The sequence below is a fragment of the Pseudoalteromonas sp. 1CM17D genome (genome assembly GCF_023161805.1).
Classification (GTDB): Bacteria; Pseudomonadota; Gammaproteobacteria; order Enterobacterales; family Alteromonadaceae; genus Pseudoalteromonas; species Pseudoalteromonas atlantica.
This window is the reverse complement of sequence record NZ_JALNTP010000001.1, coordinates 482,039-502,329: the sequence shown is the minus strand read 5'-3', so window position 1 is coordinate 502,329 and position 20,291 is coordinate 482,039. Positions and strand designations below refer to the sequence as shown.

Sequence of the window (20,291 nt, the reverse complement as noted above, 5' to 3'; positions counted from 1 at the left end):
CAGCTATAAAAATATATAGATTAAGTCAGCAAAGAGGTAAGTATAAAAAAGGCATGGAATGCATGCCTTAAAAATAACGAATTTTACACACTGTAAGTGCAGAGGTATTAAAGCACCATAGCCGCAATCCAACCAAATATAAGTAATGGAATATTAAAATGTATAAAGGTGGGGATCACCGAATCTCGTATATGGTCATGTTGACCATCGGCATTTAAACCCGAGGTTGGCCCAAGTGTAGAGTCTGAGGCAGGAGAGCCCGCATCACCTAATGCACCCGCAGTACCCACTAAAGCCGCGGTCGCCATAACCGAGAAACCTAAATCTAAACATAAAGGAACAAATAAGGTAGCTATAATTGGCACTGTAGAAAACGAACTACCAATACCCATTGTTATCAATAATCCCACCAATAAAATAGAGGCCGCAGCGAGGGGCTTATTGCCATCAAATAATGCAGCGCCACTGTGAACTAAACTTGCTACATCACCGGTTGCTTTCATTACTGAGGCAAATCCTTGAGCCGAAATCATAATAAAGCCAATCATCGCCATCATGGCGACGCCTTTACTAAATACGTCGCCGTTTTCTTCCCACTTAACAACACCAAATACACTAAATATCATTACGCCAACAAGGCCGCCTAATATCATAGAGCCACTTAGGTTTTGTGCAACCAATGATGAAAGCACAGCAAACAAACCCACGATCATCACTTTTTTTGGTTTCTCAATGTCGCTAGCTTTACTTTGTGTTGTTAACGGTTGCGCTTGGTAGTCACGGCGCTTTGCGTAACTTATAAACACCGCGATAATTAACCCAACCAACATACCGCAGGCAGGAATAATCATTGCCATAGGCACTTGTGTGTTAACTATGTCTAGGCCGTTATCAACTAAGTTTTTATGCAAAATAGAGTATAAGTAAATGCCACCAAATCCATAAGGCAATACCATGTAAGAGGTAGCTAAACCAAACGTTAATATACAAGCAATAGCGCGGCGGTCTAAACGTAGTTGATTAAACACAACCAGCAAAGGGGGGATTAAAATAGGTATAAAGGCTATGTGCACAGGCACTAAATTTTGAGAAGAAATAGCGCAGCCTAATATAATTAATAAAATAAAATAGCTTAAAAAGGTTTCGCTGCCAGCACCTTGTGCATTCACTTTGTTTAATAGCTTTTCGGCGAGGATACGGGTTAATCCCGATTTTGAAATAGCCACTGCAAAGGCACCTAACATTGCGTAACTTAGTGCAATTTCAGCGCCGGCCGACAAGCCAGAATTAAATGCATCAACACTTTCTTTTATCCCTAAACCCGCTGTTAAACCAGCTACAAGTGCACTAATTATCATAGCTACAATGACATTTACACGGGCTAAGGAGAGCCCAAGCATTAAAATAACGCCTATAACAACCGCATTCATAGTTTTCTCTATTTTGAAGATTTAATTAATTTTATCAGATCTTTAGCCTGATTTTTACGTTCTTTAGTAAAAGGTTTTTTAGCGTAGCGCACTTGGTTAAATAAATAGCTAAATTCGCTTAATGGTTCCGCAGCATCAGGGATTTGCTCAGCAAAGTATATTAACTGCTGATTAGGAGAATAGTGACTAGGCGCCGCTATGTCGTTTTTATCTGCCCAGTGCCTAACTGCTTCAAATTCTGAAACTAACGGCGGCCGTTTACTTTTATTGCGTGGCCAATTTAAATAAATAAAGTAAGCAGCAAAGCTAAAAGCAAGTCCTAAAATAACAGCTAAAGGTACCAGCCAAAGATGTTTACTACCAAAAAGTGATTTTAAAAAGTTGCTTTGCTTTTCTTCGTCAAAGCCAAGTACCCAGCTGGTCCATTGGTAATCAAGGGTTTCTAGTTTGAGCCTTAACCAATTAACGGCTGCAAAGTTACTTAAGCTCACTAAGCCAAAATCGAGATTACTTTTAAATTCATCATTGAGTTCTTCGTTTTGCGAAAGTGAACCATTTAAACGCTCAGGGGCGACCACCGCAGTGGCATCAAAAATGTGCCACTGATTATTAATATACACTTCAACCCAAGCGTGGGCATCGTATTGACGAACCGATAAATAGTTATTTGTTTGGTTTTTTTCGCCACCTAAATAACCGCTGGCCAAGCGCGCGGGAATACCGGCGCTTCTAAAAATATACGCTGCTGCACTGGCGTAATGGCCGCAAAAGCCGCGTTTTTTATCAAATAAAAATTGATCAATAGTGCTGTCACCGGTCATTGGCTCAGGGGTTAACGTGTAGCTAAATTCTTGTTTAGCAAAGTAGCTAAGCAATGCATTATAAAAGTCGCTTTGCGAGGTGGTTGATTGTTTAAGTTTGGCAGCAAGCTTGGCTGCTTGTTGGTTTGTTTGGTTATTTAAGCGTGTGTAATAAGCGGTTTGCCAATCTGAAAGTTGCTCTGTACTCAGTGCTGTACTTGATACCTGATACTGCAAGCTTTTAGCTTGATATTGTTTTTTTCGTAAAAGGCCTAGCGCATTACTTTCAACATTTTTATTGTTACTAATTGCGTAATCAAGCCCATATAACCATTTTTGATTAGCAGGCTCGGCAATAATAGTGTAGGTATTTTGTACTGCAATTTGTTTATTGGGATCAGCACTTTGATTATTATATTTTAATAAATCAGATGTTTTCCACGCTTTACCATCAAAGGTATCGTGTACAAGTGCTCGCCAATAATAAGGCGAGACGGGCGTGTCGTTATCAAAACGTGCTCTAAAAACCAGTTCATCAGAATTAGACAGCTTTGCAATATCAAACGGGTCTACCTGTTCAGAGAGCCCTGTTTTAGCAAGCTTTGGCCCAGGTAACTGCCAAAAAGCAGGCATTTTAGGTAAAAACAACAGCAAAAATATTGCTAAAGGCAAAGCAATAAATAACAGCTTAGCACTTTGTTTAGAGGCTAATTTTAAACTATGAGAAGATTCAATTAAGCTCAATACAGCAAAGTTGAGTAAAAATAGGGCGCTCATGGTTAAGGTGGTTATTATGCTTTGGTTAAACAAATACGCCGATGAAATAGAAAAAAACGTGAGTGTGACAATAATATGGTAATGTTTTTTTGTTTTAGCCTGCAGTAATTTAAAAATACTAGAGAGCAATAACATAGCAACAAATAATATTACTGTATCGCCTATACCTATGGTGTAAATCATTAATATTAAAGCTAGTCCAGCCAAAATATTTGCAAGCCACGCGTTAGGTTTAGGGTTGTTAGTCAGTGTTAAGTACACGTTCCAAAGGCATAAAAGCGATAAAACCCCAATAAACAGTACAGGCATATGCGATAAATAAAACGCAAATAAGCAGGCGTATATAAAGCTCATTGCTGAATTAATTGCCCGGTAATTTAATAGCTCAGCCATTATTTGCTCCGCCGTATTCGCTCAGAAGTGCTAAACACTGTGATTTATCGTGCGCGTTGTTAGTTGCTTTGTAATTTGCTGAGGGCAAAATCAGTGTAAACGGTGTGTTGTTTTCGCATGCATTACACACTAAAAAGCAAAGCTGACTCAAGCGTTGCTCGGTGTTACCCGTTAGCAGGTTAAAATCAAAAACAATATCGGACTTTTTATAATCTATAAATTCTTTTACGAGTAACTGCTGTGATTTAGCGTAATGTTTCCATGAAATTCGCTGCAATCCCATTTCTGGTAAATGCGTAATTAGCTCATCAAACTCTTCGCTGCCGGGCTCTTTAATACTGCCTGTTTGCGTTGTGTGTTCAAACGTACTGTTGTAAGTGTCGTTTAATACATGCTCTGGCGCAGGGTAAACGTAAACAGAGTCATTGGGTTGTATATAACTCCACACGCTTACCAGCCCAAATGGGTAATTACTGTGTATTTTAAAACGTTCAAGGGTATATTTACCGCGGGCATTATAAGGTAGGTTAATAATTAAAGCGCTGTCTTTGGGCGTAACTTGCGCTAAGTGCTTTGCGTATTCTGGGTCACTCGAGTAGCTAAGCGATACTGATTGCGTAAGTGTAGGGGCTTTTAAAATAAATTTAACCGAGCCTTTATTTGGTGAGAAGCTGGCAAAACTTTTTATATATTCAACTTTTAGCCCTTTGGCATTTGTATAACCAAGCAGAACGGCAATAATCATCACCACAAACATTAAATAAGCCATCACCAAAATTAAGTTATTTTGATAATTAATGCCCATAACAAAATTTAAAATAGCCACAATAATAAAGTAAAAGCCGAGTTGCGAGGGCACTACATATATATTGTTATGAGCCAGCGTAATGGATTGCTTTGAATGCTTGTTTTTAAGTAGTTTATTAAGTAAACGCTTTTTTAATGCGCCTAATATACTGACCTTTTTGGCTTTTTTTTTAAATAACACGTTAAACTGGCACAGCAACGGTTTTTAAGATTTCATTTACTTGCGCTTCTCCCGACTCGTTATGCAGTCCTAAGCGGTGTTGGCACACACTTGCAAATACAGCTTGTACATCGTCAGGGGTTACAAACTCTCGCCCTTCAATAAATGCCCACGACTTAGCCGCTTTGGCAAGCGCCATACTTGCCCGTGGAGACAGCGAGCCTGCAAATGCTGCGCTTTGACGAGTATGCGTTACTAATTCAATAATATAATCGATTACAGGGCTACTTATCACAATTTGGTTAATTAAGGTTTGAATTTGTTGTAGCTGCTTAGCGTCTATTCTTTGTGGTAATTTGCTGTAGTCTCGCGGTTTAATGTTTAAAATAAGTTGTTTTTCAGCCTCTTTAGGAGGAAAACCTAAACTTATACGCATTAAAAATCGATCTAACTGCGATTCTGGTAGTGGGTAAGTACCCGACTGATAAAGCGGGTTTTGCGTGGCAATTACAAAAAAAGGATTTAGTAATGTGTACTTAGTACCATCTACTGTAACTTGCTGCTCTTCCATTGCCTCAAGCAATGCACTTTGCGTTTTAGGGCCCGCGCGGTTTATTTCATCTGCTAATACAACTTGGCTAAAAATCGGCCCTTTATGGAATGTAAACGTGTGCTCATTAGCGTTAAATACATTAGTTCCTAAAATATCGGCAGGTAAAAGATCGCTTGTAAATTGTATACGCTGATACGACAGCCCAAGCACAGCAGCAAGTGCATGTGAGAGCGTAGTTTTGCCCATACCGGGTAAATCTTCTATCAGTAAATGTCCTTCACTGAATAAGCAGGTGAGTGCTAGTTTTATTTGTTGTTTTTTTCCAAAAATAACACTCGATAAATCGTCGATAATTGCCGTAACAGTGCTTTGCATACTGACCTTATATTATTCGCTTAGTTCGAGGCGCTTCATAACAGAATAAACTTTTTTAGCGTTAAAAGGTTTTTCTATAAAGCCTTTAGCGCCTAATTCCCATGTGTTTTGCACGTTTTCAAGGGTGTTATGACCCGAGCACATAACAACGTGAGCGTGAGGGTAGCTATCATTAATATGTTCTAGAATATCAGAGCTTTCAGAATCAGGTAAGTCCACATCCAAAAATATGACATTGGGTGATTTTTTATCAAGAAGGGGTTTTGCAGAAAGGTAATCGTTGCTTTCTAAAATATCTTCAAAGCCTAGCTCCGTTAATATTTGGTTTAGGTAGTCACGTATTTCCTTAACGTCATCAATAATAAGTATAGGCTCAAGCGGGCGCACAAATTCCATATGTTAATTACTTCTATTTTTTATACATCTAAAGTAATTTAATTTTATGCTAAGCACTGTATAAGCTCAAGAAAGTAAATCAAAAAACAACCAATTAGCGCTTTTACGCGCCTAAACCTGCCGTATTAATTAAACGCCCACACCATTTAATTGGTTAATAAATGTTAAATAACGCTCTTCAATAGCCCTCTACAGAACATTTTAAATAAGACTTTAGTCATAACTGGCAATTTTATTTTGGAATTCAAAACTATTAAACCCTTGTTTATAAATGTAAATTTTTATAAACACGATTTCATGTAAATGTTTTGTAATAAAAGATGTTGACGTTACATTATTCATTTGTGATTATGCTCACTAGCTGAGCCAATGCCCATTACGAAGTTTAAAAACACATTTAAATAAAATGCCCATTTGCTTTAGCTGCACACTGAAAATACACAACACACTAAATAGAGAGTTCATTATGTTAAATAATAAGAAAGCTAAATTTGCGCTAACTTTAGTAGCAGCAGCGTTGGCGGCGCCTGCACAAGCAGAGATGTCAGATTACTTTGACCGCCTTGACGTTAACTTTCTAGCAATGCAAAACTTTCAGTCTATTCAAGCTAAAGACGGTGCATTTCGCCCTGGAGATGAAGAGCAATCATCAGGTTTTGGGCGTATTAGAGCTAACTTAATGCTTAAGTTTCATATAAATGAATACATTACTGCCGACATTGATATAGCCGAAGAGCCAAACGATTTTGGCGGCGGCGACCGTGATTTTTCGTTCCATAACGACTTTGCAGGTATTGAATTTGATTTACTTGGCTTATACGGCACACCAAACGAAAACGAAAATTTAACGCTTCGTTTAGGTAATATTGGCGCGTCTCCATTTCAGTTTAAAGGTTTTCAAGACGGCGCTGATAACCAAGGTAATGCCTTAATTGGTAACGGCATTAACGACTACGCAACCGCAGAAAACGGTGCACAATTAAGTTACACAGAAAATTTTGATAGTGGTGTGCTTCGTTCTTATAACGTGGCAGGTCACATTACTACATCAAGTTTTGGCGAAGCATTTCAAGAAGATAGAGGCTTTAATTACCGCTTACAAGGTACATTAGAGTTTGAAGGTGGCTTTAAAGTTGGCTTAAATTACTTACAAGCTAACCAAGGCGACCAACTTCGTTTTGAAAATGGCGTAGCGAGCTTAGATGGACTCACAACAACAAATTACCGTTTTGGTGATGGCGAAAACTATAACTTTTCGGCTTCTCCATCAAGCGAGCGTGATACTCACGTAGGTGTTATGCCAGGGCTTGATCAGTCAATCATTCAATTAAATTTAGCGTATCAGCCATCAGATCAAACCAGCATCATTTTAATGTTGGGTAAATCGTCTGACGATTATACCTTTGCAGACTCTGCAGGTAACGCAGTGGCAGGTATTACCTACTTTGGTACAGATGGCGTGGCAGACGAAAACGGTACCTCGTTTGATTCTAACAGTGTAATTAAAGGCGAAAGCTCAGTAGAATATTACGCCGTTGAAGCACAGCAATATATCATTCCTGAAAAACTTTACGTAGCCGCACGCTATGCAGAGTCAGAAAACACTTCCGATTTAATCAGCCAAAAAGATAACACCGTTGAGCGCTTACAAGTAGCCGCAGGTTACTGGTTTACAGATTCTACACTTTTAAAAGTTGAGTATGTAAACCAAGAAGAAGGCGCAAACTCAGGCGGCCAAATTGGTCGTGGTTTTGACGGTTTCACCTCAGAAATCTCAGTTAAATTTTAAATAGCTTACTAACTTACTGTTTGGTTTAAAGGTAATTTCAGCGCTGTAAATACGTTGAAATTACTCACCGCTTTATTTACTAAGGCGCTTTACAGTTATTTTTTAAGCGTCATTTAACATATTTATGAGGGTTAACCCGATGAAAACTAAATTATTAATGCTCGCGTGTTCAGTTATGGCTATTAACGTAGCCGCTAAAGAAACCATAACCATTGCCACTGTTAATAATGGTGACATGATCACCATGAAAGAGCTAAGCAATCATTTTGAAGAACAAAACCCAGATATTTCATTAAAATGGGTAACACTAGAAGAAAATATTTTACGTCAACGTGTAACAACCGATGTTGCCACAAAAGGCGGCCAATACGATGTAATGACAATTGGCACATATGAAGTGCCAATTTGGGGTAAACAAAACTGGCTAACTGAGCTTGATAACCTAGGTGAAAATTACGACGTTGATGACTTACTACCGGCTATTCGCAGTGGTTTAACCATAGATAACAAATTATACGCGGCCCCATTTTATGGCGAAAGCTCTATGGTTATGTACCGTACAGACCTAATGGAAAAAGCCGGCCTAGAAATGCCAAACGCGCCTACGTGGAGCTTTATTCAAAAAGCTGCAAAAGCGATGACCAATAAAGATGAAGGTGTTTATGGCCTTTGCTTACGTGGTAAAGCAGGTTGGGGCGAAAATGTTGCTTTAATTACTTCAATGGCAAATTCGTTTGGCGCTCGCTGGTTTGATGAAAATTGGAAACCACAATTTAATACCCCTGAGTGGAAAGCCACACTCCAGTACTATGTAGATGTTATGAAAGAGTCTGGACCTGCGGGTTCGTCAGCGAATGGGTTTAACGAAAACCTAGCGTTATTTCAAACGGGTAAATGTGGTATTTGGATTGATGCAACGGTTGCTGGCGCATTTGTAACCAATAAAAAAGATTCTGAAGTCGCTGATAAAGTAGGCTTTGCACTTGCACCAGATAATGGCCTAGGTAAACGTGGTAACTGGCTATGGTCATGGACACTTGCAATTCCTTCTAGCAGTAAAAAATCTGATGCTGCAATGAAATTTATTAGCTGGGCTACATCAAAAGAGTACAGCCAATTAGTTGCCGATAACAAAGGCTGGGCAAAAGTACCGCCGGGTACTCGCGCATCACTTTATGAAAACGAGCAATACATGAATGCAGCACCGTTTGCACAAATAACGCTTGATTCTATTAATTCGGCCGACCCGAAAAACCCTACTGTTAAACCCGTGCCTTATGTTGGCATTCAGTTTGTTGCTATCCCTGAATTTCAAGGAATTGGCACTGCTGTTGGGCAGCAGTTTTCCGCTGCACTTACTGGGCAAATGACTGTTGAGCAAGCGCTTAACACATCACAACGCCTAGTTGAGCGCACAATGCGTAAAGCACGCTACCCAAAATAAATAAGTAGGCGGGTAAGTTTAACGCTTACCTCGTATTTTTCGTCAGCATTAGCATGTTATCTAGTAGCCGTTTGTCGTTGTTGCTAAGGATAATGCTGACTTTTTGAAGGTCACTGATATGGCAACTACACAGTCTCGTACGCTTGCACGCATAATGCTATTTCCTAGTGTAATTTTATTACTAGGATGGATGATAGTGCCGCTGTGCATGACACTCTATTTCTCGTTTGTAGATTACAACTTACTTATTCCTGGTGAACGTGAATTTGTAGGCTTTTTAAACTACGAGTTTTTTTTAACAGATCCCGCATTTGTTGAATCCTTTTTTAATACCCTTTATTTAGTAACGGGTGTATTAGCTATCACAATTTGTGGTGGTATCGGTTTAGCTGTTCTCCTCGACCAAGCAATATGGGGGCGAAACTATGTTCGTATTATGGTTCTCGCCCCATTTTTTGTTATGCCAACCGTATCGGCTTTGGTGTGGAAAAACATGTTTATGAACCCTGTAAATGGATTATTTGCACACTTTGCAATTTGGCTCGGCTTTGAACCTATCGACTTTTTTGCGCAAATGCCTTTGTTTTCAATCATTATTATTGTTTCTTGGCAGTGGTTACCGTTTGCTGCGTTGATATTACTCACGGCAATACAATCCCTTGACCGCGAACAACTCGAAGCTGCCGATTTAGATGGAGCAGGGCCTTTTAGTAAGTTTTTTTACATAGTGCTGCCGCATTTATCACGCGCTGTTACCGCTGTTATTTTAATTGAAACTATATTTTTACTGTCTATTTTTGCAGAAATTTTAGTGACAACCAGTGGCGGGCCTGGGTATGCATCAACCAATATTACTTACTTAATTTACACCCAATCGTTATTACAATTTGATGTAGGCGGGGGCTCAGCAGGGGGCATAGTTGCAGTAATTATTGCCAATATTGTAGCCATATTTTTAATGCGCCTTATTGGTAAAAACTTAGAGGGTTAATCATGGCTAGTGCAGCAAATAAAAAATCAAAACTAATTTATACCCTGGCAGCATGGACCATCAGTGGGATGATATTTTTCCCAATTTTATGGACATTAATCACCAGTTTTAAAACCGAAGCAGAAGCAATATCAGCCACACCAGCGTTATTTGCTTTTGATTGGACACTGGAAAACTATCAAGATGTGTTAGCCCGCTCGCCGTATTTTGATCACTTTTGGAACTCGGTGGTTATATCACTCGGTTCAAGTTTATTGGGCTTACTAATAGCCGTACCAGCCGCGTGGTCAATGGCGTTTGTGCAAACAAAAAAAACTAAAAACCTACTTATGTGGATGCTTTCTACAAAAATGCTCCCGCCGGTAGGGGTGTTAATTCCTATTTATTTACTCTTTAGAGACTTTGCCTTATTAGATACAAAACTGGGCTTAGTTATTGTTATGACCTTAATAAACTTACCGATTATGGTATGGATGTTATATACCTACTTTAGAGAGATTCCGGGTGAAATTTTAGAAGCGTCACGAATGGATGGTGCAACTATTGGCGAGGAAATATTTCATGTATTACTTCCAATCGCATTACCCGGCATAGCCTCAACATTACTGTTAAACGTAATTTTGGCATGGAACGAAGCATTTTGGACACTCATTTTAACCGCTGCGAATGCCGCTCCACTAACGGCATTTATTGCCAGTTACTCAAGCCCAGAAGGGTTATTTTACGCCAAGTTGTCGGCAGCTTCTGCCATGGCCATTGTGCCAATATTAATTCTTGGTTGGTTTAGTCAAAAACAATTAGTGCGCGGCTTAAGCTTTGGCGCAGTAAAGTAGGAGAACACACATGGGCAGCATCACACTAAAAAAAGTAACCAAAAGTTTTGATGAAGTTAACGTAATTAAACCGCTTGATTTAGAGATAAAAGACGGTGAATTTATTGTATTTGTAGGGCCATCGGGCTGTGGTAAATCAACATTACTACGTATGATTGCCGGATTGGAAGACACAACCAGCGGGACAATTGAGATTGATGGCCAAGATGCAACACAGACGCCACCGGCAAAACGTGGTTTGGCTATGGTATTTCAGTCGTACGCTTTGTACCCGCACATGAGTGTACGCAATAACATTGCGTTTCCACTAAAACGTGCAAAAGTAAGCCCTGCTGAAATTGAAAGTAAAATAGCAAATGCCGCTAAAATACTTAATTTAACTGATTACCTAGACCGTAAACCAGGGCAATTATCGGGCGGGCAACGCCAACGTGTAGCAATAGGGCGTGCAATTGTTAGGCAACCGTCGGCTTTTTTGTTTGACGAACCGCTTTCAAATTTAGATGCATCACTGCGTGTAAATATGCGCTTAGAAATTTCTGAGCTACACAAAAGCTTAGCTACAACAATGATTTATGTAACACATGATCAAGTTGAAGCGATGACAATGGCAGACAGAATTGCGGTATTTAATGGCGGGATTATTGAGCAAGTCGGTACGCCACTTGAGCTGTATCAGCACCCGGTAAATAAATTTGTGGCAGGCTTTATTGGTTCACCAAAAATGAACTTTATTGAAGTAGATAACGATAGCCATGCACAAACGCATAGTTTAGGTGTGCGTCCTGAGCACTTTGAAATTTCAACTGAGTCAGGAACTTGGCAAGGTACAGTGGGCGTAATCGAGCATTTAGGTTCTGAAAGCTTTTTACATGTAACTATTAACGATGGCAGTACGGTTACGGTAAAAGCAGATGGCGATTGCCCACTACAATATGGCGATACAATTTATTTAAGTGCGCCTGAGCACAAGGTACATAGATTTGATAAAAATGGTTTAACGATTAAAAACCCAACAGTTTAATCGAGCGTTTTAAGCCATTACTTTAGGAATAGCAAATTTACCTAAAGTATTGGCTATTAAATTAATGTGACACTTCGGCATTTTATAAATGAATGATATATTTGCAAATATTATAAAATGATTTATCGCTAAAACTAAGCGGCTTATCAAAATAAGAGGTTTATGTGGCAAAGCTATCAAATACAGAAATACGTAAGCTCGATGATGCAGCTAGAGCAGGGTGGCTCTATTATGTTGCGGGTAAAACACAAGACGAAATTGCCAAAAAGCTCAATGTATCTCGTCAATCGGCTCAACGTATGGTGGCATTATCTGTAAGCCAAGGGCTTATTAAAGTAAGGCTCGATCATCCTATTGCTAAATGTATGGATTTAGCAGAAAAAATTAAAAGCCGTTTTGGCTTAGACTCTTGTGAAGTAGTGCCTAGCGATGGCTCAGATCCAAACTCAACAGTGGGTTTAGCGCAAGCCGGTGCTGCTGAAATACAACGCCATTTAAAATCAGAAACACCGAAAATTTTAGCTATGGGTACTGGGCGCGTATTACGTGCATGCGTTGATGAACTGCCAACGTTAGATTGTAGCCAACACAAAGTAGTGGCGATGCTAGGTAATATGGCACTTGATGGGTCGGCTTCACCTTATGATGTAGTCGTTAGAATGGCCGAGCATATAAATGCAAAGCATTACCCAATGCCGCTTCCTGTATTACCAAGAAGTGTTGAAGAAAAGCAGCAATTGCATTCACAACATAATATTACCAGTAACCTAAAATTGGCCACTCAAGCCGACGTAACGTTTGTGGGTGTAGGTAGCCTAGGCGAAAAATCGCCATTGCATATTGATGGCTTTGTTGATGAGCAAGAGCTAAAAGAGCTACAAAATTTAGGGGCTGTGGGCGAAATGATCAGCTGGGTTTACGACAAACGCGGCCAATTAATTGACTGCACTGTAAACCAACGTGTTGCCAGTACGCCATTAAAAATTGAAGGTAATAAACAAATTTACGCTATAGCCGCCGGTGAAGATAAAGTACTTGCGATACTTGGTGCAGTTAGATCAAATATGATCAGTGGTTTAATTACTAACGAATACACAGCAGAACGTATTTTAAGTATGGATTAGCTAAGGTTGTTTTAGGTAGCTTTTTAAAATCTACGGATAATAACTGACAGAATGAGCCTTTTTTTTCAAAAAGGAAAACTAATAGGCTCATTAATATAGTTAGTAAAGTTTTAAGTGTAATGGATAATAAAAGCGTAATGACCAGAAATAAACTAAAAGCACTTAGCAAAGTAAGGCTTGGTATAGCTTGGTAAAAATAATCTTAATGTCCGATACCGTCTAGTATTGGACATAGCAGGAGTGTAATACGCACTCTTTATTATAATACACATAACTACCTATAATTTATATTATGTTAAATAAGGTAAATTAATACGTAATCAAAGTAAGTAGCTTCTATTATTTACGTATAAACCCCTATTTATGGTGTTTTGAGTAATAGTCTTTTAAAGTTGGTCTTTCAGTTAACCGTTTAAATTGTTATGCACAGTAACTTTTAACAACAACTTACGCACTACATTTTACACCGATATTTTCGCTAATGTTTATTTAGTATTTCAATCTTATAAAGCCTAGCAATTACAAATTCCATATAGCTGCCTCTATATTCCCTTTATAAAAATTAATTACCTTTTTTAAACAGGCTCAAATTTTGTAATTTTCGTTTCTATCATTTTATTTGAAGCTAACTTATTGCTACAAGATTTTTTGCGACTCATATCAGGTTTAATTTAAAGCCTTAGATTTAAGTTCTTCAAAACCTAAGGCCTAACGCAAAAATAATATGGCTTAGTTACAACCTAGTTCAGACCTTAAACCATACACTGATGATTCAATTGTTTGTGCACTGTTATACGATAAGTTTGGCATTACATTTATACCCGAGCGCGATTCAACTTCATCAATACTTACTTCGGTATTACAAAAGTTATCACTGCGACTTGCTGTTTGCTCCATAATAAATGCCGATGCTTTATTTGTGCTACCAGTTTGCTGCATAACAATTTTAAAATAGCCACTTGGAATGGTATGCGCTTCGTTAGCTTGTGGTAACTCTGCAAAATAATATTCGTATAATGGACCTGTTACTACATATAGATCATTTCCATTTCCTACGTGATTTCGCACTGCAGATTCAAGCCTAACCCATGGGCCTTGATTTAATGCGGATGATTGCGGCGTAATATTAGAAAGTAAGTTTGTTAGTTTCCAATCAGCCGTATTACTGAAAGATGCTAATGGAACTTGATGGCCTCTATCGGTATTTATTGTTGCATATGCATCGGTGTAATCACTAGGTTTAAGGGCGTGCCAGTCATTCGAGATTGAATTTGCAACAGTGTGTTTGGTTTTTAGGCAAGGCAGAGCCAATGTAGTGTGGTTATTCCCCATAAATTGGCGATAACGCAGCATAAATACCAAACACGCGTTGCCTAGTAAGGTTCTTTCTAGGGGCTATTTACTCTTTGTTACTCGATTTTTACTTAGCCCACTAGGTTACAAAACTCGTGCCGCGATTAAATAGCCCCTAGTTCGAACAAATTTAATCCTGAAAGACAGGCACGCCCTTTGTATAGTGAGTATAGATCAGGAGCGGCTTTCCAACTTCTGCTTCTCGATGGTCCACTCATAGTGCTAGTCGTAACATGGTAAGCCACCCAATCTTCAAACTTTGTATAACGATTATTTTTTAAAGTATAAATACTTCGCTCAATTGTATTGCCATTATCTAAACCTGTTGGGCAACCGTGTAAACAATTGTCTGCACTTGCACTGTGTGCAAAACATAAACCTGTAAGTACTATTGATGCCTTTATTATTGTCTTCATTGTTTTATCCTCAATTAAATGAGGGTAAAAATTAGCAGTGTATTATTACAGCAATATGTATCTAACTAATTGTTTATAAATACAATAATATCGTCTTAGGCTTTTGGTATTACTAATAAAAGTCGCGAGTATACAGTTACCCTCGCCTTATATTTAACGCAGTAACGTCACTTGTAGATCTAGCGAATAAAGGTGTTTTTATATACCTACATGCATTATGTTAAATTAGCTTGTTTATAGTTTCCCATGCGTAATCACCCTAATATAAAGCGTATGCGCACACTTTTAATGTATGAATATTGAGCTATTAATAGCGATTTATACTTAAATGGTTTAATACTAAAAAAGATGAAAATAAAAAAGCCGTTTGAGTAACTAATTTATAAAAATTAATACAGCTCAAACGGCATGGTTTTATATACATGTTAGCCAAAGTGGCTAACAAGGCCTTCTAAATTAAGGTATTTTAAAACTTTTTATCAGCCAAAAATTCACCCATTAACGAAGTTACTCGTTCTGGTTTTTCATCTATAACCCAGTGCCCTGCTTTTTCTATCCAAGTTAGTGTTGCATTTGGTAAGGTTTGAGCTAACTGAGGTGCATATTTAGGTTTTTGAAAGTTATCTTCATCACCCCATAAAATGAGGGTTTCATGCTTTAAGCTTTTAAGCTCACCGGCAATTGCTTGTGTGTACTCTTTATTAAGTCGGCGCATATTATTAAATAACGCTGCTTTACCTTGCTCATTACTCCATTGCTTTAAATACTGTTTTTTAAGTTCGTCGGTCATTATGCTTTTATCGTATACACCTTTTGGCATAAATTCATTTAGCGTATCAACAAACTCATCAACCGATGTTTCTTGCTCTACACCAGGCTCAAGCAAAGGTTCAAACTCGGGTATTGGCCAAGAATCAAAGCAAACACTATCAATTAATATTAAGCTGTTTACTTTTTCTGGGTAATTTACCGCCATGAGTTGTACTATTCCGCCACCTATATCATGAGAGGCAACGTTTGCTTTAGCAATACCTAGCTCATCCATAAATTGACTGATTATTTTGCACTGGGCATTAATTGATACATCGGTATTTTTTGGCATATCAGATTCGCCGTAATTGAGTAAATCAGGTGCAATAACACGATGTTGCTCACTCAGTGTTGGCATAACATTTCGCCATAGCGATTTGTTAGTCGGAATACCATGTAATAATAGTAGAGGTGTCCCCTCGCCCATTTCTTGATACGCTATTTTGTGGCCTTCAACGGTAATGGTTTGTGTTTTACTCATACTTACTATCCTCATCAATATTTAAAATTTAGCCTAAACCTGTGTATGTATAGTGATGAGCAATTATCATCCCAGCTTGTTTTTTACATAATTTTTTTGATGTTTTAGTAATTACAAAAACCTGAGAGCGTTTTAAAATGCGGTCTGCGGCTATTAATAGTAAGTAGGATTTATTTTGAGTTAAGCGAAAAGAGTAAAAAATAAAGAGTTATAAAATAACCTTCATTTTTAAAATTATGAAATAAAGTAGCAGCTACATGAAATAATTACTGCCAGTTCGGGCCTATTAAAAGAATAGGCCCTGTGTATTTTACAATTGTATATTGTTTAATTTGGACTAGCTTAGCAAATGCTTAATTTTATTAATTAATACTTGCTGCTTTACTGGTTTTTCAAGCATGTCGTCAAACCCAAGTTCAACATACTTAGCATTACTATTTGTGTCAGAATCTGAAGTGTGGGCAATAATTTTGGTTTGCATGTCTGCATTATGTTTTTTTATTTTAAGCATCGCGTCAGTGCCCGAGAGTTCTGGCATAACAATATCCATTAAAATAATATCGTAATTATTTTGCGACACCATCAACATAGCTTCTATTGCATTGCTTGCATAATCTATTGCTACGTTTTCATCTTTCAGCATGGCTTTAATAACCATTTCTACGAGCGGTTCATCATCAACTAATAACAACGATTTGGTGTTGTTAAATTCTGTATGCGTTGTAGTTACAGTAATGGGTTCTTGCTTGTTTGCACTTACGGGTAACAATTCTACGGTGTTAACTAATAACGATAAATTAATAGATGTTGTTTTACCGCGCTCGTGCACAGTAATATTTTTACCGCCGAGCATTTTAAAAATTGAGATAAAAAACCGCAGCTCTAATGTAGCATCAAAATTAATATCGCTTTCAAAAGACTGTTGTTTGCATACCATTTGTAACTGACTATAAAAACTGCCCTGATTTGCTAAGTTATTTATAGAAAAGTCCAGCGACAAATAATGTTTACCTTGCTCGTTAATCAGCTCAGAATTTAACGACAATTTACCTTGATGTGTGCTTTCTATAAGCTCACTAGCAAGCTGAATAATTAATTGCATAATCAGTTTTTCATCACTGCTTATGCCTTTATCTATGGGCATGTTGTTATTAATGATTATATTTTTATCATCAGAGTCTTTATTAAGAATATCGGCCGTATTTTTAAGTAAGTCAGATAAATTAATAGCGCTCATTTTAAGCTTTAATTTACCGGTATCGGTTTTATTTATATTAACTAATTGCTGCACAACACAACTTAACTGTGTGCATGCATTTTCTAACTCATTGTTAAAATTGCCTTTACTGTTTTTATAATTAAGCTCTACTATAGATTGCAGTGAACTAAGTGGTGCTTTTAATTGCATTGCTAAGCGTGCTACAAATTTATCTTTTAGCTGGTTAGCTTGCTTAGATTTTTCTACTACTTGGGCAAGTAATAACTCTTTTTGATGCGCTTGTGTTTCATCTCTAAAGTAACAAACAAAGCCACCAAAGTCGGTATGCCTTTGCACAACGGTGATCCAGCGGCCATCGCTAAAGCCGATATCTATTAATTGGCTATGTTCATTAGCTAATTTATTATGTTCTTGATAATGGGTAATAATATTATTTTGTTGAGAAATACTCATTATTTGGCTGTAACTTAATTGCTTATTGTTTTGAATAACATGAGAAAACAATTCGTTAAATGCCTGATTAGTTATTACCGGAAATTCGTTACTATTAAAAATGGCAAAGCCATGCGGCAGCGCATCAAGCGAGCTTGAAAACAGCGATTCTCTATTAAGTATAAGGGTATTTTTTTGCTTAATTTCATCATGCAAGCGCCTTGGTAAACGTAAAAAGTAATAAACAAATGCAAATATAGCTAAGCTAATTAATGCCAGTTTAAATAAGTCGAACCTAGATACATTAGCAGGCGTTATCGGTTTAATGGGTTGCACATGCAAGCGCCACGTAGCAGGAAAACGACTACTTGCTGCGCTTATGCTGTTAGGGATAGTTTTAACATTTAGCTCCCCCCTACTTCCTAATATAAACTGAGGGGTTGATATAAATAAATTATAATTTTGCGTATTTAGCTTACCTATTATGGCATTTAAAAACTTACTTAAATCAAAGGCTGTGAGTGTATAAATTGCGCTATTACCCATGTTTATTTCTGAAATTAAAAACGCTGTATCGGCAACAGTAAATACCTCTACTGATTGTTTATTTGCTCGCATTGAAAATGCGTTTAGCCAATTAGTAAAGCCGTAAGCTGCTAAATCAAAGTTGTTTTTAGACCATATGGCAAGTTGTTTATAGTCATTATCAAATACAACAAAACCTTTATACGTTAAACTGCTTGATACCTGCGTTTTTACTAAATCACTTAATTGTTGCTGAGTATAACTTTGTTGGCTTTTTAAAAAGCCTGCGACAATTTTATCTTTTTGAGTAATATAAAGTGCTTGGTTGTCAAAGCGCTCTAATGCATCAAACAGCGTTTGCCTTAACTGCTGAGTTTGTATGGCATAGGCACTTTTTTTATCTTTTTTATCTAACGTATATAAAAGCAAAGCCGAGAACGAGCAAATAACCAGCGCAATTAAAAAGGCCACAGGCGCTAAGCTAAATAAGTGAACAAATCGATTCAGTGATTTTGTCTCACTCGGTTTAATTGCCTTAGTTGGGGTAAAATGCTTATTAAGCTGGGTTTGCAGTAATTGCGCAAAAGATACAAATTGTTCTTTTTGAGAGCCTATAAGTGTTTTAGGTGAAATATCGGCAATGATCAGTACGCCAATTAAGCTGTTATCTAAATTATAAATGGGATATTGAGAGTAAAAGCGTACCTGTTGGAAGCGCCCTTTTGTTAGTGGGTCAAATAAGGTGTCTTCAATTATGTAGAGTTTTTCTTGTGTGCACGTTTGTGCCAAGCTATTTAATTCACTGTCGGCTTTGTATGGGTCATCGCAGCTAATAATTTGTTGCGTATACAAGGCATTATAATCAACGAACTTAACAATAGAAACATCATAAAACTGCTTCATTAGGGTCAGCGTTTCGGTTATTTCTTGTTTTATTTCATCTATTTGTGTGTTGTTAAATTCATTTATATTATTTGCATATGAGCTGTTCATGGGCGCACTCCTTCACCTTTCGGCGGTGTAGAAATCCAACGCGTGCTGTTAGCACTTGTATGTGATGGAAGTTTTACTCTAAATGGCGGAAGTAAGTTATTTAAAGCAGGTTCGCCTTTTGTATTTAACACCGGCTCTGCCGAAGTTAAATTGAGCGAAGCCTCGCAGTAAGTTACGCCAGGCTCTATGCCAATAAGGGCCAGCGTTTGAATAATTATGTCGTTATTTATTAAATCGATACCTAGCAGCTCAAAGGTTGTTTCTAAAATTGTAAATACCAGTGTTTCTACTATATTTTCATCTTCTTCTAGTTGCGTACCTTGTGGGCAGCAAATACTGCCTAGCTCTACATCTACTCTGCTTGCTACACCTATGAGCGAAAGTGCATCAAGCGCGGTTCCTAATAACACTTCAACTTGTGGCAAATATAAATCAAGAATATCGCCTTGCGGCTCATACCCTGTTTGGCAACTATTGCACGACTGCGATAATTGCTGACTGTCTATGCCTAATAACGGATTACCAAGTGCAGTTACACCAACCAAACAACTACTATCGGCTTGCTGTTTAGCAATTGAAAAGCTTTCGCACGGGTTACCAGTAACTACCTTTTGAGACATATAGCGCGATACAATTTCGTCACCTGTTGCGGGGCACGCTAATGCTGTACTTTTTAGTAATTGCCCCATTACGGAGTTACTTAATTGCCCAATGGCATAATTAGGGCCTTGTTGTAGCGCATTGATATAACTTACATTGCCACTATTAGCGGTGTTACTAACTCCTAAACTATCTGAAAACTCATCACTTAAACTTTTTATACACGGGTTGCCTTGGCAATTAGGCGCATCGTAATAAATGGCTTCTCGTGAGGTGAACCTGTCATCGCGTATCCCAATTAAAGCACGGTATGTTGCATTTGCTTGGCGGTCTGTGTAAAAAATTAAAGGGGCCTGGTGCTCATCAAACCCAATGGCGATTCCTAAAGGGGTGTTATTAGCATCAACCACTGTTATTTGGTTATCTACTTTTGTGTGATAGCGCTTAATAAGTGCATCGCGCACTAAAATAACACCCCCAATAGAGCCAATAATTAAAATGGTAATAATTAAAATCAGCTCAATAGTGAGTATGTAGCCCTGTTGGTATTGTTTATTCATAGAGCG

Annotated in this window: 16 protein-coding genes; 6 read left to right on the top strand and 10 right to left on the bottom strand. The window is 38.0% G+C overall.

Annotated features, from left to right (window positions below; genetic code table 11):
- Positions 1-107: 107 nt before the first annotated feature.
- From MSC25_RS02240 to MSC25_RS02220, 5 genes are read right to left on the bottom strand one after another with little or no spacing between them, the layout of a single operon-like run.
- Positions 108-1,430 carry a Na+/H+ antiporter family protein gene (locus MSC25_RS02240; protein WP_054982498.1) on the bottom strand — a complete coding sequence of 441 codons (1,323 nt, stop codon included), beginning with the start codon at positions 1,428-1,430 and terminating at the stop codon, positions 108-110.
- Positions 1,431-1,438: 8 nt separating this feature from the next.
- Positions 1,439-3,400: a DUF3488 and transglutaminase-like domain-containing protein gene (locus MSC25_RS02235; RefSeq protein ID WP_248442366.1), complete on the bottom strand. Its 1,962-nt coding sequence runs from the start codon at positions 3,398-3,400 to the stop codon at positions 1,439-1,441.
- Positions 3,393-4,388 (bottom strand): DUF58 domain-containing protein, encoded by a 996-nt coding sequence (locus MSC25_RS02230; protein WP_248442364.1) that lies wholly within the window; start codon positions 4,386-4,388, stop codon positions 3,393-3,395. The genes MSC25_RS02235 and MSC25_RS02230 overlap by 8 nt, the downstream gene beginning before the upstream one ends.
- A gap of 1 nt (position 4,389) precedes the next feature.
- Positions 4,390-5,295 (bottom strand): MoxR family ATPase, encoded by a 906-nt coding sequence (locus MSC25_RS02225; RefSeq protein ID WP_248442361.1) that lies wholly within the window; start codon positions 5,293-5,295, stop codon positions 4,390-4,392.
- A gap of 12 nt (positions 5,296-5,307) precedes the next feature.
- On the bottom strand, positions 5,308-5,691 hold the full coding sequence (locus tag MSC25_RS02220) for a response regulator (RefSeq protein ID WP_248442359.1): 384 nt from the start codon (positions 5,689-5,691) through the stop codon (positions 5,308-5,310).
- A gap of 466 nt (positions 5,692-6,157) precedes the next feature.
- Here MSC25_RS02220 and MSC25_RS02215 point away from each other — a divergent pair, with 466 nt between their 5' ends.
- The 6 genes from MSC25_RS02215 to MSC25_RS02190 all read left to right on the top strand — a co-directional run bounded on the left by MSC25_RS02215 (position 6,158) and on the right by MSC25_RS02190 (position 12,896).
- The gene (locus MSC25_RS02215; RefSeq protein WP_248442357.1) at positions 6,158-7,480 is read left to right on the top strand and encodes a hypothetical protein; all 1,323 of its coding nucleotides are present in this window, start codon (positions 6,158-6,160) and stop codon (positions 7,478-7,480) included.
- Between the two features lie 139 nt (positions 7,481-7,619).
- Positions 7,620-8,924, top strand: a complete 1,305-nt coding sequence (locus MSC25_RS02210; RefSeq protein ID WP_029772292.1) for a sugar ABC transporter substrate-binding protein — start codon at positions 7,620-7,622, stop codon at positions 8,922-8,924.
- Between the two features lie 118 nt (positions 8,925-9,042).
- On the top strand, positions 9,043-9,915 hold the full coding sequence (locus tag MSC25_RS02205) for a sugar ABC transporter permease (RefSeq protein WP_024033631.1): 873 nt from the start codon (positions 9,043-9,045) through the stop codon (positions 9,913-9,915).
- A gap of 2 nt (positions 9,916-9,917) precedes the next feature.
- Positions 9,918-10,748, top strand: a complete 831-nt coding sequence (locus MSC25_RS02200) for a carbohydrate ABC transporter permease (protein WP_004586533.1) — start codon at positions 9,918-9,920, stop codon at positions 10,746-10,748.
- A 10-nt stretch (positions 10,749-10,758) separates the two neighbouring features.
- Complete coding sequence (gene ugpC, locus MSC25_RS02195; RefSeq protein ID WP_029772719.1) at positions 10,759-11,772, top strand: sn-glycerol-3-phosphate ABC transporter ATP-binding protein UgpC; 1,014 nt, start codon at positions 10,759-10,761, stop codon at positions 11,770-11,772.
- 164 nt (positions 11,773-11,936) lie between these two features.
- Complete coding sequence (locus tag MSC25_RS02190; RefSeq protein WP_004586535.1) at positions 11,937-12,896, top strand: sugar-binding transcriptional regulator; 960 nt, start codon at positions 11,937-11,939, stop codon at positions 12,894-12,896.
- Between the two features lie 729 nt (positions 12,897-13,625).
- On the opposite strand, the gene MSC25_RS02185 is transcribed toward MSC25_RS02190, so the two are convergent.
- From MSC25_RS02185 to MSC25_RS02165, 5 genes are all read right to left on the bottom strand, one after another.
- On the bottom strand, positions 13,626-14,258 hold the full coding sequence (locus tag MSC25_RS02185; protein ID WP_248442355.1) for a DNA/RNA non-specific endonuclease: 633 nt from the start codon (positions 14,256-14,258) through the stop codon (positions 13,626-13,628).
- A gap of 95 nt (positions 14,259-14,353) precedes the next feature.
- Positions 14,354-14,665: a hypothetical protein gene (locus MSC25_RS02180; protein ID WP_248442353.1), complete on the bottom strand. Its 312-nt coding sequence runs from the start codon at positions 14,663-14,665 to the stop codon at positions 14,354-14,356.
- A gap of 466 nt (positions 14,666-15,131) precedes the next feature.
- Positions 15,132-15,956 carry an alpha/beta hydrolase gene (locus MSC25_RS02175; RefSeq protein ID WP_248442351.1) on the bottom strand — a complete coding sequence of 275 codons (825 nt, stop codon included), beginning with the start codon at positions 15,954-15,956 and terminating at the stop codon, positions 15,132-15,134.
- Between the two features lie 337 nt (positions 15,957-16,293).
- Positions 16,294-19,125 (bottom strand): response regulator, encoded by a 2,832-nt coding sequence (locus MSC25_RS02170; RefSeq protein WP_248442349.1) that lies wholly within the window; start codon positions 19,123-19,125, stop codon positions 16,294-16,296.
- A complete protein-coding gene (locus MSC25_RS02165) occupies positions 19,122-20,285 on the bottom strand; it encodes a hypothetical protein (RefSeq protein WP_248442347.1) in 1,164 nt (387 codons plus the stop codon). The genes MSC25_RS02170 and MSC25_RS02165 overlap by 4 nt, the downstream gene beginning before the upstream one ends.
- Between the last annotated feature and the right edge of the window lie 6 nt (positions 20,286-20,291).

What these genes read in the sequence shown, in the direction of transcription:
- MSC25_RS02175 (WP_248442351.1), bottom strand. Translation starts at nt 15,956, where the DNA reads ATGAGTAAAACACAAACCATTACCGTTGAAGGCCACAAAATAGCGTAT.
- MSC25_RS02220 (WP_248442359.1), bottom strand. Translation starts at nt 5,691, where the DNA reads ATGGAATTTGTGCGCCCGCTTGAGCCTATACTTATTATTGATGACGTT.
- MSC25_RS02200 (WP_004586533.1), top strand. Translation starts at nt 9,918, where the DNA reads ATGGCTAGTGCAGCAAATAAAAAATCAAAACTAATTTATACCCTGGCA.
- MSC25_RS02180 (WP_248442353.1), bottom strand. Translation starts at nt 14,665, where the DNA reads ATGAAGACAATAATAAAGGCATCAATAGTACTTACAGGTTTATGTTTT.
- MSC25_RS02235 (WP_248442366.1), bottom strand. Translation starts at nt 3,400, where the DNA reads ATGGCTGAGCTATTAAATTACCGGGCAATTAATTCAGCAATGAGCTTT.
- ugpC (WP_029772719.1), top strand. Translation starts at nt 10,759, where the DNA reads ATGGGCAGCATCACACTAAAAAAAGTAACCAAAAGTTTTGATGAAGTT.
- MSC25_RS02170 (WP_248442349.1), bottom strand. Translation starts at nt 19,125, where the DNA reads ATGAACAGCTCATATGCAAATAATATAAATGAATTTAACAACACACAA.
- MSC25_RS02240 (WP_054982498.1), bottom strand. Translation starts at nt 1,430, where the DNA reads ATGAATGCGGTTGTTATAGGCGTTATTTTAATGCTTGGGCTCTCCTTA.
- MSC25_RS02165 (WP_248442347.1), bottom strand. Translation starts at nt 20,285, where the DNA reads ATGAATAAACAATACCAACAGGGCTACATACTCACTATTGAGCTGATT.
- MSC25_RS02210 (WP_029772292.1), top strand. Translation starts at nt 7,620, where the DNA reads ATGAAAACTAAATTATTAATGCTCGCGTGTTCAGTTATGGCTATTAAC.
- MSC25_RS02215 (WP_248442357.1), top strand. Translation starts at nt 6,158, where the DNA reads ATGTTAAATAATAAGAAAGCTAAATTTGCGCTAACTTTAGTAGCAGCA.
- MSC25_RS02225 (WP_248442361.1), bottom strand. Translation starts at nt 5,295, where the DNA reads ATGCAAAGCACTGTTACGGCAATTATCGACGATTTATCGAGTGTTATT.
- MSC25_RS02205 (WP_024033631.1), top strand. Translation starts at nt 9,043, where the DNA reads ATGGCAACTACACAGTCTCGTACGCTTGCACGCATAATGCTATTTCCT.